Annotated in this window: 11 protein-coding genes; 4 read left to right on the forward strand and 7 right to left on the reverse strand. The window is 52.9% G+C overall.

The genetic code is table 11. The features are described 5' to 3' along the window. Positions 1-11: 11 nt before the first annotated feature. Together H7C19_RS24190 and H7C19_RS24195 are read right to left on the reverse strand one after the other, a co-directional pair. Entirely contained in the window at positions 12-350 is a 339-nt protein-coding gene (locus H7C19_RS24190) for an ArsR/SmtB family transcription factor (RefSeq protein ID WP_185671638.1), read from the reverse strand. Positions 351-494: 144 nt separating this feature from the next. Further along, positions 495-1,136 (reverse strand): NAD(P)H-dependent oxidoreductase, encoded by a 642-nt coding sequence (locus H7C19_RS24195; RefSeq protein ID WP_185671639.1) that lies wholly within the window; start codon positions 1,134-1,136, stop codon positions 495-497. Positions 1,137-1,619: 483 nt separating this feature from the next. Between H7C19_RS24195 and H7C19_RS24200 the strand changes: the two genes are divergently transcribed. The 4 genes from H7C19_RS24200 to H7C19_RS24215 all read left to right on the forward strand — a co-directional run bounded on the left by H7C19_RS24200 (position 1,620) and on the right by H7C19_RS24215 (position 6,849). Next, positions 1,620-3,803 (forward strand): alkaline phosphatase PhoX, encoded by a 2,184-nt coding sequence (locus H7C19_RS24200; RefSeq protein WP_246469714.1) that lies wholly within the window; start codon positions 1,620-1,622, stop codon positions 3,801-3,803. Between the two features lie 282 nt (positions 3,804-4,085). Continuing rightward, on the forward strand, positions 4,086-4,877 hold the full coding sequence (locus tag H7C19_RS24205) for an AraC family transcriptional regulator (protein ID WP_185671640.1): 792 nt from the start codon (positions 4,086-4,088) through the stop codon (positions 4,875-4,877). Between the two features lie 152 nt (positions 4,878-5,029). Next, a complete protein-coding gene (locus tag H7C19_RS24210; protein ID WP_185671641.1) occupies positions 5,030-6,025 on the forward strand; it encodes a Gfo/Idh/MocA family protein in 996 nt (331 codons plus the stop codon). Then, positions 6,019-6,849 carry a sugar phosphate isomerase/epimerase family protein gene (locus H7C19_RS24215; RefSeq protein WP_185671642.1) on the forward strand — a complete coding sequence of 277 codons (831 nt, stop codon included), beginning with the start codon at positions 6,019-6,021 and terminating at the stop codon, positions 6,847-6,849. Before H7C19_RS24210 ends, H7C19_RS24215 begins: the two co-directional genes overlap by 7 nt. 134 nt (positions 6,850-6,983) lie before the next feature. On the opposite strand, the gene H7C19_RS24220 is transcribed toward H7C19_RS24215, so the two are convergent. Genes H7C19_RS24220 through H7C19_RS24240 form a run of 5 tightly spaced genes read right to left on the reverse strand, consistent with a single transcriptional unit; the run spans position 6,984 to position 13,956 of the window. After that, on the reverse strand, positions 6,984-7,484 hold the full coding sequence (locus H7C19_RS24220; RefSeq protein ID WP_185671643.1) for a GNAT family N-acetyltransferase: 501 nt from the start codon (positions 7,482-7,484) through the stop codon (positions 6,984-6,986). Position 7,485: 1 nt separating this feature from the next. Continuing rightward, positions 7,486-10,212: an alpha-L-rhamnosidase gene (locus H7C19_RS24225; protein ID WP_185671644.1), complete on the reverse strand. Its 2,727-nt coding sequence runs from the start codon at positions 10,210-10,212 to the stop codon at positions 7,486-7,488. 25 nt (positions 10,213-10,237) lie between these two features. Continuing rightward, a complete protein-coding gene (locus tag H7C19_RS24230) occupies positions 10,238-12,148 on the reverse strand; it encodes a family 20 glycosylhydrolase (protein WP_221469449.1) in 1,911 nt (636 codons plus the stop codon). A gap of 11 nt (positions 12,149-12,159) precedes the next feature. Continuing rightward, positions 12,160-13,038: a carbohydrate ABC transporter permease gene (locus H7C19_RS24235; protein ID WP_185671697.1), complete on the reverse strand. Its 879-nt coding sequence runs from the start codon at positions 13,036-13,038 to the stop codon at positions 12,160-12,162. An 18-nt stretch (positions 13,039-13,056) separates the two neighbouring features. Further along, positions 13,057-13,956: an ABC transporter permease gene (locus tag H7C19_RS24240; protein WP_185671646.1), complete on the reverse strand. Its 900-nt coding sequence runs from the start codon at positions 13,954-13,956 to the stop codon at positions 13,057-13,059. Positions 13,957-14,024: the final 68 nt, after the last annotated feature.

Raw genomic sequence — 14,024 nt, forward strand, 5'->3', positions numbered from 1 at the left:
TCGGGCCTCCGTTAGTCTTGTTTAGATTGATTATCCAAAAAATGTTCAAGGTTATCCATTTGAGCAGTCCAAAACTTCCTGAGGTCCATCAACCACTCGTGAGCGTTTTCCACTGCTTGTGGATTTAGACTATAATATCGATAAGTTCCTTCCTTTCGAACCGAAACTAAACCGGCCTTTTCCAACACCCTCAAGTGTTTAGAAACGGCCGGCAACGACATCTCAAAAGGCATAGCCAAATTCATAACCGTCATTTCTCCAACGGCTAGACGCCTTATGATTTCTCTTCTCGTGGGATCGGAAAGGACTTGGAAAACATCATTTAATAATTGTTCGTTATATTTAACCATATGTTTAATTTTAGGCGGGTTTTAATCTAATGTCAAGCAGATTTACCCTCTATATCCAGTCTGGCAGACCACTCGAAGGCATGTAAAAAGAGCCAAACGATCAGGGTTGGATACCTGAATCTCGTCGGCTCTTGTTTGCATTCTTTAGAAGCTACGAGCAACTTCTCGCGCTTTCTGAACTGCCTTTTCTTTGATCGCTGACGCTTGGCTGGGATCTGCGGCCATGCCTTCAACGAAGACGCCCTCAAAGCTAGGGACCTCAAAAAACGTCATAATGGCATTCAGGTGGCGATGCCCCATTTCAAAGTCCGCAAGAGCTGAGCCAGGTGATAATACGCTTCCGCTTGCCTGAATGTGAACCGCCTTTTTATCTCGCAGCAAGCCAACCCGGCCTTTACCCGGCACATACTTAAACGTTTTTCCTGCAACGCAAATAGAGTCGATGTATGCTTTCATAACGGGCGGAAAGGAATAATTCCATATCGGGTTTACAAATATATACTTATCTGCGGCGACGAATTGATCAACAAGTTCGCCTAGACGTCCTATTTTCGCTTTTTCTGCGCCAGTTAACGTGTCAAAAACAGCGCCTGCCCCAAGCTTGCCCCAACCGCTAAAAACATCGGCGTCAAGCTCTGGAATATCCATTTGGTATAGATCAAGATGTACAACTTCATCATTCGGATTTGCGGACAGATAGGCCTGTACGAATTCTTTTCCTATTGCCAGGCTATACGATGTCTCAAGATCATTAGGATTTGCTGAGATATATAAAACGGTTGCCATAATCAAATTACCCACCTTTATTTGATTTGAGAAACATAGTTAAGAAAAGCAAAAGCGTAAATCGAATCAAAACACCTCCCACTCCTTATCTAATTGAGACTAACTCAACAAAGAGCATTTCCGAATCATTATTTAACTTATTGGTTATTTAACCTTAATGTTAAATATATGGCGGTTTTTATCTATTGTCAAGTAGAAACACCCTGAAAGATGGAAGCATAAGACTCGGACAACACAAGCAAGCCCCCGATCTCGATTGAGATGGGGGGCTTTGTCTGGCGAATCAGTAACGTTCGCGCTTCTGCTCTAGGGGCGACGTAACAAATTAAGGAGGGCGATTCCTTCAAGATCCTTATCGCTGTTGGGAGGTGCGACAACGATTTCTTTCTATGAAAAGTTTCTAACCTACCTATTAACGCAACGATAACACTAGGATGTTACGATTTCGGAGTCGTTAATTCCATCAAAATAGGAGGGTGTTTGATGAAACGCAATAGGATCCAAAGAATGAGGAGAATCCGCAGGATGCTCGTCCCGGCGTTTGCCATGGCTCTCGTGTTTCCGGCCGTGCTGCCGGCACAGGCGGCTCCGATTCGGGCAACGGTCAAGTCCATTGAATTCGAGGGCATGGCCGCGCCTGCCAGCGTAAAGGAGATGGCCGACCAATATTCGACCGCTTCCCTCAAAGTGACTTATAGCGATGGTTCCGTAAAGACTTTCCCGCTGTCCTATAACAGACTGTTCAAAACGACGGACTCGATCGGAGGCACGGTCGCCGGCGTAGCGATCGACCATAAGGGCGCTCCGATTATCGACAACAGCGTTCCCGCGAATCCGACGCCTTACGTATCCGACTCGCCGGACTCCAACTCGCTGTTCCAGGTACCGGGCATGGCGCCGTCGGCTTTGGGCGGCAATGCCCTGTCGCTGGTCACCCATTATGAATACATCACTTTTGATAACGCGAATCAATCGGCCTATGGTCTGATTCCGGCCAGCATGAGTCTAACGACGCTGGACCAGAACAAACAGACCGGCGAACTAAAGCCGACCGAGTTGAATAAAATCGATTTCTCCGGCGTAAACGGTCTGTGGATTCCCTGCAACGGCTCTCTGTCCCCTTGGAACACCCATCTCGGCAGCGAGGAATACGATCCGGACGCCCGCGCTTACGAGGCCGATCCGAAAGCTACGTTCATCTCGCCGTTCGTACAGGCGTACTACCAGGATAAGACGAAGACGGGAAATCCGTACGATTACGGCTATATCGTCGAAGTAAAGGCAAATGCCGATAAGTCGACGCAGGTCGCGAAGCACTACAGCATGGGGCGCTTTTCCCATGAGCTGACGAAGATCGCGCCCGACGGCAAAACGGCCCTGTTCGGCGACGACGGCGGCAATACGATGCTGTTCCTGTATGTAGCGGATAAGGCGCAGGACCTGTCGTCCGGCACGCTCTATGCAGCGAAATGGGTGCAGAAGTCGGCCGCGAACGGCGGCAGCGCCGACCTTCAATGGATCAAGCTCGGGCACGGAACGGACGCCGAATTGAAGGTGCTCGTCGATAAGGGGCTCCGATTCAGCGATATTTTCGAAACCTCGGACAAGGCTGCCGAAGGCTTCACGGCCATCAAGACGTACCCGTCCGGCAAGATTGAATATCTGAAGGTGAAACCCGGCATGGAGAAGGCTGCAGCATTCCTTGAAAGCCGCCGCTACGGCGCGATGCTCGGCGCCACCTCGGAATTCAACAAAATGGAAGGCGTCACGATCAACGAGAAGGACCGCAAGGCATATGTCGCGATGTCCTATGTAGAAAAGGCGATGGAGAAAGACGCAAAGGGCGCCGATCCGGCCGACGATATTCAAGTGGACAAAATTTCCTCGGGCGTGACGTATGAGCTCGACCTTGCCGGCGGCGCCAAAGACCGCGATGGCAGTGCGATCGACAGCGCTTATGTCCCGACGTTCATGAGCGGCCTTGTCGTCGGCGAGGATCTGGCGAAAGCGGACGCGTTGGGCAATAAAGCCGCCGTCGACAAAGTCGCCAATCCCGACAATCTCTCCTACTCCGAATCGCTGCGTACGCTGTTTATCGGCGAGGATAGCGGCATGCACGTCAACAATTATCTGTGGGCGTACAACGTAGACACGCATAAGCTGTCTAGAATTATGTCCGTGCCGGCAGGAGCCGAAGCGACGGGGCTGCAATTCGTCGAAGATCTGAACGGCTTCAGCTACATCATGAGCAACTTCCAGCATCCGGGAGACGAGCTGCTGCTCCCGGATCCGCTGAAAATCGAAGTGCTGGCGGAAATCAACAAATCGTTCGAGAACCGCAAAGCCGGCGGCGTAGGATACATTTCCGGCCTGCCGAGCATGAAGCAGATTGTGGAAGCGGCTCCGGTGATTGGGGACGACAACCCAACCGACAAGTCGCTAGTCGATCTTCGCGCGAAGGCCGCTGCGGCCGGAGCTAAGCTCGAGTGGCACGGCAAAAACAAAGACATCGTGGTCACGTTGGGCAAACATTCGCTGACGACGCGGGTCGACTCGTCTACGGCGACGATCGACGGGAAGAAGGTCAACTTGCCGGCGGCGACACAGTTCAGCAAAGGAAAAACCTATTTCTCCGCTGCGATCTGGGACCAGTTTATCAAGCTTTAATACGCGATTCAGAAAACCGCTCCGTTACTTGAACTGGTCAAGTCTTTGTAGACAGACGGAATAAAACCGCTAAGCGCACTCCTCCCTAAATGGGATGGGTGCGCTATTTTTTAATTTCGACTGTGGCCTCTCGTAATTGTGAAAATGGGCGTGAGCAAACACAGCCTCATTGCGTTCGCGGGCCGGGTCGGCCAAAACGATTTTTGCGAAAAGGCTAGCCTTTCGCGGCTTGCGTTCACTATAATAAGAACGATTTCGTTTCCTTCCCGGAGGGATTGACGCATGGTCGATCAATTTCAAATACGCAGCTTCATCGGCATGAGAAGCGACGACTGGGCGGATGTCGGCTTTCACCGTCATGCGACGCTGGAAATCAGCCTGCTGATGGAAGGGCGCGGCATCTTCGAATGGCGCGAACGGAAAATCGCCCTCCAGGCGGGCAATGTCGTCATCGTTCCGGCCCGGATGGACCACCGGTTCGAAGGAGCGGGCCATAACCGCTACGGCGTGCTGCATCTGGAGCATATTCCGCCGGCGATCGGGAAGCTGCTGCAACGGCTGGCGAAGGCGGATCGTCCGGCCGTCTTCGCGCTCTCCCGCCTCGACAAGGACCGTTTCGAGCGGCTGTTCCGCGAATGGCTGCGCCTCCAGGCTTCGCCGCTCAAGGAGAAGCTGCGGGCGCATCTGTCTTGGGCGGAGGTGCTCATCCTGTTTTTGCTTGAGCATATGCAGACCGATCAGCAGGCGTTGACGATTACGAAGGCGGCCGACTATATCCGCGAAAATTTGCAGCACGGCGTTCAAATGTCGGATCTTGCCGTCCTGACCGGCTTCAGCGAAACCGGATTCCGCCGTCTGTTCGAGCATATGTACCATATGAGCCCGAAACGGTATCAGCAGCAATGCCGCATGTCGGAGGCGAAATGGCTGCTCAGCTCCTCGGAGAAGGAAATCGCCGAAATTGCCGGACAGCTCGGCTTCTCCCGGCTGCACTCGTTCTCCCAATGGTTCAAGCGGGCCGAAGGCGTATCCCCGACCGAATGGCGCAAGTTGCAGCAGGTCCATTTCGGCTGATGCTCGTCCCCTATTGCCGCCGATCGGGCGGTTTTGTGTAAATTGCTGCGCTGTTTCGGTAACGACTTTCCTGTCCGAATGCATTACCTTGGAATTATCCGAGCAGCGGCGCTGCCCTGCAATATACGGATGTACCGGGAGGAATGTCGAACATGACGGTCAATATCGGCTTTATCGGAGTCGGCGGAATGGCGGAGGCCCATATCGGGAAGCTGCTGCAAATTGATCATGCCCACATCGCCGCCGTACATGACATCAATCGGGAAAGATGCGCCGAAATGGCGGACAAGTACGGCGCGGCGGCTTACGACAGCGCGGAAAGGCTGATCGCGTCGGGGACCATAGACGCCCTGTTCGTCTGCACGCCGCCGTTCGCCCGCGGCGATATCGAGGAGCAGGCGGCGCGCAAAGGCGTCCACTTGCTGGTCGAGAAGCCGGTCGGCCTCGACATGAACGAAGTGCGGCGCAAGGAACGGGCCATCCGCGACGGCGGCATTATTAATACTTCCGGCTACTGTCTCCGCTACATGGATATCGTGTTCAAAGCGAAATCGTACCTGGCCGACAAGCAGATCGATCTGGTCATGTCGTACCGCTTCGGCGGCATGCCGGACGTTCGCTGGTGGCGCATGATGGAAATGTCGGGCGGGCAGCTGGTCGAGCAATCGACGCATCAGCTTGACCTGATCCGCTATTTGGCCGGCGAATTCAAGGACGTTCAAGCCATTCACGAGCAGCGTTCGCTGCGCAAGATCGACCCGGAGGCGACGGCCTACGACGTCGGCACCGTCTCGTTCACGCTCCGCTCGGGCGCGATCGGCAATATTACGAGCACTTGCCTTGCCAACTACGTCGGCCGCGGCGGAATCGAGTTTTTCGGCAGCGACTTCTACTTGTCGATCGACGGGGCGGATCTGCGCATCGTCGACGACGGCCAAGATATGACGATCAAGTCGTCCACCGACTTTTACCTGGAGCAGGACAAGGCGTTCGTGGAGGCCGTGCGGACCGGCCGGCAGGAGCTGCTGCTGGGCGATTACGCCGAAGCGGCCAGGACGCTGGCCGTTACGCTGGCCGCGAACGAATCGGCGGCTTCGCGGCAACCGGTCGCCCTGCCCGATGATGAGGAGGAGGGCGCAGCATGCTGAAGTCGATCAACCAGTGGTGCTTCCCCGCCGATACCCCGCTTGAGCGGGTAGTCTCCGCGTCCGCCGACGCCGGCTTCGAGGCGATCGAGCTGAATCTGTACGAGCCCGGCGGTATCGGGCTGACGATGGATATGTCGGCGGCCGAAGCCGAAGCGGTCGGCCGGCTCGTCAGCGGCGGCGGACTGCGGCTGCGCAGCCTGTCGACCGGACTGCTCTGGCAGCATTCGCTGTCGTCGCCGCATCCGGAAGTGCGCGAGCAAGGCCGCCGCGTCGTCGTTCGCCAGCTGGAGCTGGCCGAGCTGCTCGGGGCGGATACGGTGCTTGTCGTACCCGGGACGGTCAATGCGGAGACATCGTACGATCAATGCTACGAACGAAGCCAGGCGGAGCTGCGGCTGCTCGTGGCCGAAGCCGAGAAGCGGAAGGTGCGCATCGGCGTCGAGAACGTCTGGAACAAATTTCTGCTGTCGCCGCTCGAGGCGGCCCGCTACGTCGACGAGCTCGATTCCGCATACGCGGGCGTTTATTTCGACGTCGGCAACGTCCTGCTGTACGGGTACCCCGAGCAATGGATCCGGATTCTCGGCCGGCGCATCGCCAAAATTCACGTGAAAGATTTCAAAACCGCCGTCGGCAACGGCGGCGGCTTCGTCCCGCTGCTCGCCGGCGACGTCAACTGGGCAGCCGTCCGGCAGGCGCTGCGGGAAATCGGCTACGACGACACGCTGACCGCGGAAATAAGCCCGTACGCGGCCGATCCGCTGCAGGCGGCTTACGATACGGCGCATCAGCTCGGCATCATTATCGGCGGGACGAACGGATAGCCGCCGTCCTTGCCGAAGTTGCGGCCGGCGACGCGCGCGGCGGAGTTTAGCGGCCGGCAACGAGAAGGACCGATTGGCGGAATTCGCGCCGATCGGTCCTTTCGTTACACGTAGATGGGCTGATTCGCAGGATTTCAAAGGAAAGCACTTCTGTTTGATTCCGGGCTTCGAAACACGCTAATGAAGTAGTCCTCTTCGGGAAAATCGCCAACATACTCCAATCCGTTATGGCTATAAAATGATTTCAGCTTATCATTCCCCGCCCAGCAATCCAAGTAAAGAATGCTTCCTTTATTTTTCGCAAAAGAACAAGCAAATGCGATCATCTTTGCCCCGAATCCATTGCCCTGAAGCTCAGGAAGAATGGCCATTTTAGATAAGTACTTACTACCAGGCTCTATAGGCAATTGGCTTAAAGAATCAATATCACTTATAAAAAATGTTCCACCTACCACTTGATCTACTTCTAAAACGAAACAATGGTTAAAGGTAATCTCATTCTTAATCATTTCAGATTCCCAGGGGTAAGACCATTGATTGATCCCCTTGGAAATTAAGTCAGCCGTTGCCTCATTAAGCACCTTCATAACCTGGTCCACATCGTGAAACTTTGCCTGCCTTACCCCGATTTTCATCTTATTCGATTCCTCCCGCGATTCTAAATCGATAGCTGCCAGAGCCGATTCGAAGCAAATGATGATTCCCTTCCCGGCGCAAAAATTCAATCTCTTTCATTTGATCCAGTCGCTGCCCGCCCTCCAAAATGCGATCGATATCCGTAACGGGTACATGAACGACAGCCGTCGTATTGACCGGGATCGTCACATCGAGCCGCAAGATTCCATCCTCCTGCCGCTCCCAATACACTTCGACTCTCCCTTGAACAAGATCATGCCGAGCCTTAACCCACTGCAAGCCGTCTACCATTTGCGGGGCTATCGCAAGGTGTTGGAAGTTCGTTTCCTCATAGTTGATTCGGATGCCGGCCAAGCTCGAATAGAACCATTCTTCCGGGTGCCCGAACATAAAATGATTTTGCGAAAGCCCTGCCGTCGGGCCGTCCCAAAGCTCCGTCAACGTCGTCGCTCCATGCAAGATTTGATATCCATAGCTAGGATGATCCGTTTTATTTAGCAAAGTAGAAATGACTCCCGACTGCCCCTCTGCGGCTAATGCCTTGAACATGAACCGCAAACCGACTTCCCCTCCGGAAGGGCTGTTTCCTCTCTCCCGTATATCCGAAACGATGTTCTCAAGGACTTTCATCCGCAACGAATCAGGCACCAAGCCCAGCGCAAGCGGCATCGCGTTAGAGGTTTGGCTGCCCCTAGCATATTGACCCGATTCCTCATTCAGAAATTCGGCGTTAAAAGCTTCCTTCACGCTCAAAGCAAGCTCCGCAAACCAATGAGCGTCTTCAAGATTCCCCACAACCTCGGCTATTTTCTGCATAATGACGGCAACATAATAATAGGTTGCCGATGCCGTGACGGCAATCGGAGTGTGCAACGGAAAACCGTCCGATCCGACGTCGCACCAATCTCCCAATCCGTGACTCAGCAAATAACCGTCGGAAAGCCCTGTCAAGTAATCGATGTATTTTTTCATGCCGTCATAATGATTTTCGAGCACCTCCTTGTCCCCGTACCAATGATAAGCATACCAAGCGGCGATGATATACGCGCTCCCCCACTCGGGAGAATCGCGGAAACCTTCCTCGAACACCGTATACTCAGGTGCGATGTCGGGAATAAGCCCGTTATCCAGTTGCGCTTCCCCCATATCCCCCACAATTTTGCGATAGAGGTTAGACACATCGTAGTTATACATGATGGATGGCCCCATCAGATGCGTTTGCTCCAGCCAACCCAATTTCTCGCGGTGCGGACAGTCGGTGAATACGCTTTTCATGTTGCTCAGAATCGCCCAGTTAATATTGTCGTGAATACGATTAAATAGAGGATTAGAACAAGAGAATTCGCCGACTTTCCTCACGTCCGGATAAATCATTTGCCCTTCGATCTGCTTCAACACCGGCTCTTGCCAAGCCGAAACCGTATTTGCACCCTCAGGAACCGCGCCTTCCACTTGGATGTAACGAAAGCCGGAATAGGAAAATCGCGGACGCCAGACTTCATCGCCTTCCCCTTTTAACGTATAAGAGAAGTAGCTTGGACTTTTCGTCCATTTCTGATTCACCTTCCCCTCGTCATCCAGCAGTTCACCATAGGTAAACCTCACCTGCGATCCGGAAGCTCCTTTGACAACGATACGTATCCAACCCGAGAAATTCTGCCCAAAGTCATAAACATAGATTCTCGAAGAGATCCTATTCACCTGGACAGGCTGAAAAGTTCTCATCACCTTCATCGGCGGAATCAATTGCGCTTGAAGCTTGCCTCCAGGCCCGGCAACCAACTCCGCATTGTGCCACCTGCCGTCCTCCACGAACTCGGCTTTATCCCAGCCGGCTTGCTCGAGATTCGCATCGTAGTCTTCGCCGCCATAGATGCAAGAGAATGTAATCGGTCCGCGACGAATACGCCAATTGTCCCCGGTAACGACCCGCTCCGTCGTGCCATCGCCATATGCTACGTCCAGTTGCATCATCAGCTTCGGATCGCCAAAGCTTCCGATAAATTTGGCGTAACGCCCTCCGGTTACGTTAAAAAAACCGTTGCCCAGCATGACGCCAACCGCGTTGTCGCCCTTTCGCAGATGCTCCGTCACATCGATCACCGAATACAGGCACGTATGGTCATAATCCGTCCAGCCGGGCTCGAGCACCCGGTCGCCGACCTTTTGACCGTTCAGGCGAAGCTCATAATGCCCAAGTCCGCATATAGAAGCTTTAGCCTTAACCACCTCTTTGTCCAAGCGAAAAACAGACCTGAAAATCGGCAGCGGAGTTCCCATACCGTCTGCCGCGGCTCCGTCTTTCGTTTGTTCTGCCGCCCAACGGCGTTTGTCCTTTTCCGTAACGCCGATCCATCGTGCCGTCCAATCCTCCGATTGCAGATAGGCCATTTCCCATGTCCCATTTCCGCTGTAATCCGTGGGACGATCGTCGGCATCCCATGCTCTCGCTTTCCAGTAATAACGCTTCCCGGATCGAAGCGGCAATCCTGCATAAACGATGTTCCGATTGCAGGCGGAGACGACTTTCCCGCTATCCCATACATCGGCTTGGCCGCTGCCAAGCTTTTCCTCGCTGGAAGCGACTAAGATTTGATAGGCAGATTGATTCTGCATGCGCTGTCTAGACTCGAATCCCCAACTGAACCGGGGATCAGGTCGATCAATCCCAATGGGATGAGCAAAGTATTCGACTTGCAGATCGGTAACTTGAAATTCGGCTGCCATATCCCTTCCAACATCCCTTCAAAAGTTATTCCTTCACAGCAACTTTCCGAATGATCACGCAGTCATCCAAACCGTTCTTCGGCACAAATTCAATCGTTGCCAGCTTTTTCTCCGGGAATGGATGGGCGAGAACGATCCGAAAGTATGTTTTCGCTCCTTCGCGCACAGGCAAAGCCGTATAGCTGACCTCAATCAGCGATCGATCGAACTCGTATACGTCGAATTCATCGGACATCCGGGTCGTCCACGATCTGTCGTAATGGGAGATGTTTTCTCCGTATTTTACGGGATAGACCGTCTCTGAACCGTCCTCGAACGTTAGGCGATAATCGCCCAACTCGTCCCGCTCCGGCTCGATGAACGTGCCGTCGAAAAACCATGCGAAATCGCGGTTAAAAGTCGTGGCATGCGTAATTTCAATGTGCGGCCTGGATAAAACGTCAAGATTCTTGTACCGGAATAAATCGGCGAAAGCTTCCTCGGCAAGTTCGGCAAACTCCCCCTCCTCGTACCCTTCCCGCCAAAACATCCTGCAGCAGTACGCCATGTTGAAGAAAATCCCGTTTCTCTGCAAGTAATCTTCCCGGAGCGCGCTCCAATTCGAGATGCTCGCCCCCTGCACGCCCCGCGACAATCTTCTGCTCCACTCGGGTATTCCCGGCCCTTCGAAATTCCCGTACGCCAAATCCAAATCGCGGCTTAAATATTCCTCATCGTATGCCCGGGGCATCGACCAATACCAGTGCATGACGCGTATACTGCGAGGAATGAAATCGATCGCACGGTAAGTAGGCGGCACAAACTGAATAAAGTTACCGTCCTTGTCGCGAATCGCGTGCGCTGCGCCGCCATAAGCATTGCCGCGCTTGCTGATGCAATTAATCAGTTTATCGCTCCAGATCATCGACTGAATGCCTTTACCCGCCAAGTAATCATGAATCTTGCTCAAATCTTCCGCATAGATTTCGGCCGCATCCTTGCCCTTGCATCGATCGCAGACGCCTATAGAGTAATATTCGTCATGCCCGACATGAATCGTATCCGGTTGGAACACGTCTGCGACTTCGTCCAGCACATCGAACAGAAGCTCGTAGCTTGCCGGATTCGAAGGACAGTACGTATCCGGGTAAGCATCGTCCGTTCTCTCCGCCAGCTCCGGATGCCTAGTCAACAAATAGTCGCAATGGCTAAGCGAGGGAACTTCCGGAATAACGGACAGACCTCTTTCCTTGCAATAAGCGACCAGACTCCGGACGGTCTCCTGCGTAAGCCAGCCTCCCCCTCCATTCTCGCAGTGAATGGAATTTTTCGCCCATCTAGAGCCATTCTGAATTTCCGTCGCTTTGCCCGAATATTCGCGCATCTCCCGGCAGTAGGCTTCCCATCCCTCGTTCATTTCCGGATGCCGCTTATATTCCATCGCCCCTCCAACTTCAAGAACGATCGTGTTATAGCGATAATAACAGGCCATATCGATAAAGGACTTAAAAAACGTTAAATCTTCTTGGGCGGGGAGATAGACTTTCAGTCCGCGAAACGAGCATAAAGGAACGTTGTAAATCAACCCTTTCCGCAGAAAACCGTCTGCCCCAAGCTGCCTCAAAGTGTAGGCCCCATAGACAAGGCCTCTTATACCGGCTGCATACACCCGAACCTCATCGTCATCGGCCTCAATCGCATAACCGTCCTCATGCTCTTCGTACACATCGCCGAAAGTCGCATCAATTTTGCTGCGCAGCTCTTCATCCACCGCGTTCATGAATCGAACGCCGGTATAGAAGTTTTCGCGTTTTCCGTTGGACCGGGCTTCCCGGGCAATCCTGTGCAACAGCTCGTTGCCGCCCTCCAGGCGGGTTTCAGACGTAAGATAAGCGCCCGCCTGTTCAAGCTTCTCATACCGGTTCAATTTCTCCATCATCGCATTCATCTCCGCCATGTAACCTATTTTTACTCTTTCACGCTGCCCAGCACGACTCCCTTAATGAAATACCGCTGCAAAAACGGATAGACGCATAAGATCGGAAGCGCTCCGAGAAACAATTGCGCGGACTTCGACGTTCGATCGGATACGTCTTTCAGATCATCTAAGCTCTGAGAGGAAATTAGCGTTAAATCGCGCACCGTCGTAACCGTCTGCAAATAGCTTTGCAGCGGGTAATGGGCGGGGGAGTTCATCAGCAGCAAACCGTCAAACCAGGCGTTCCAATGATAGACGATCGTGAACAACGTAATCGTAGCCAGCGCCGGAGCGGACACCGGAATAAATACGCGTATAAGGGTCGTCAGATGCCCCGCGCCGTCGATGAAAGCAGCCTCCTCAAGCTCCTTGGGAAGTCCGCGGAAAAAGTTAAGCAGCAGAATAACATTGAACACCTGAACGCCGTTCGGAATGACAAGCGCCCAGATCGTATCGAGCAGCCCCGTCTGATGAATCGCCAAATACCACGGAATAAGCCCGCCGTTGAACAAAATGGTCAGCATGAAAATCCAGGCATATAGGGTCCGTCCCCGAAATGCGCGCTCTTCCTTGGACAGCGCGTACGCGGATAACAGCGTCAACGCCAGGCTAATGGCTGTCCCGATCGAAAACCGCTTTAGCGTAACGACCATCGCAGTCAAAAATTCCGATTTATGCATAATAAACTTGTACGAGCCGAACGTAAAATCAACCGGCCAGAACTTTACCTCATTGGCAGTTGCCGGGCCGCTGGAGCTGAACGAGAGAGCCAAAATATGGATGAGTGGCAGCAAACAGAGAATGGACACTCCGAAAAGAAAAATCGTATTGCCGACAACGAATATTTTTCCGCCAGGCGATAATCGGATCACGTTCTCTCCCCCTTTCTAGAAAATGCGGTAATTCGCTATACGATAAGCCAGGAGATAAGAAAGCGAAATCAGCAGCAGAGAAACGACGGACTTAAACAAACCTACAGCCGTAGCAACGCCGAACTGGGCATCGACAAAACCGAGCCGGTACACGAGCGTATCGATAATATCGCCGCTCTCGTACACTTGCGGACTGTACAAATTGAAAATTTGATCGAATCCGGCATTCAGCACGTTTCCGAGGCTAAGCGTCATCAGCAAAATCATGATCGGCAGCATTCCGGGAAGCGTAACATGCAGCGTTTGCTTCCATCGGCTCGCCCCGTCGACGACCGCCGCCTCATATAAGGAAGGATTTATGCTCGTAAGCGCGGCCAAATAGACGATCGTATTGAAGCCGAACTCCTTCCATACGTCGGAAGCAACAAGAACGAATGGAAACCAATGGTTGTTTCCGAGAAAATAAATCGGCTCTACGCCGAATAGGCTCAGCACTTGGTTCACAATCCCGGTCGATGGAGACAAAATATCGATCAAGACGCCGCTAAGAATGACCCACGATAAAAAATGCGGGAGATAGATCATCGTTTGAACGATTTTTTTGAAACGGTTGTTGATGATTTCGTTCAACAGGAGAGCCATTAATATAGGCAACACCAGATTGGCGATAATTTTCATAAGCGCGATAAAAACCGTATTCCACAAAACCCGAAGCGTCCCCGGCAAATTGGCGATATAGTCGAAATTGTCCAGACCCACCCATTCCGAATGCCATATGCCCTTGGCGGGCGTGAAATTTTGAAAAGCAATAACCGCTCCCGCCATCGGATAGTAATTGTAAACGGCTAGTATAACGAGCGCCGGCAGCAGCATCAGATGAAGCGGCAATTGCCGCATCGTTTTTTTACGTTGCATCGGTTCTGAGCTCCCTCCTTCCCGAATAAGAAGGGGGATACCCATCGGGCTTCGCCTCCAAGGTATCC

Origin of the sequence: Cohnella nanjingensis (assembly GCF_014212125.1) — a bacterium.
In the GTDB taxonomy this organism is placed as follows: domain Bacteria; phylum Bacillota; class Bacilli; order Paenibacillales; family Paenibacillaceae; genus Cohnella; species Cohnella nanjingensis.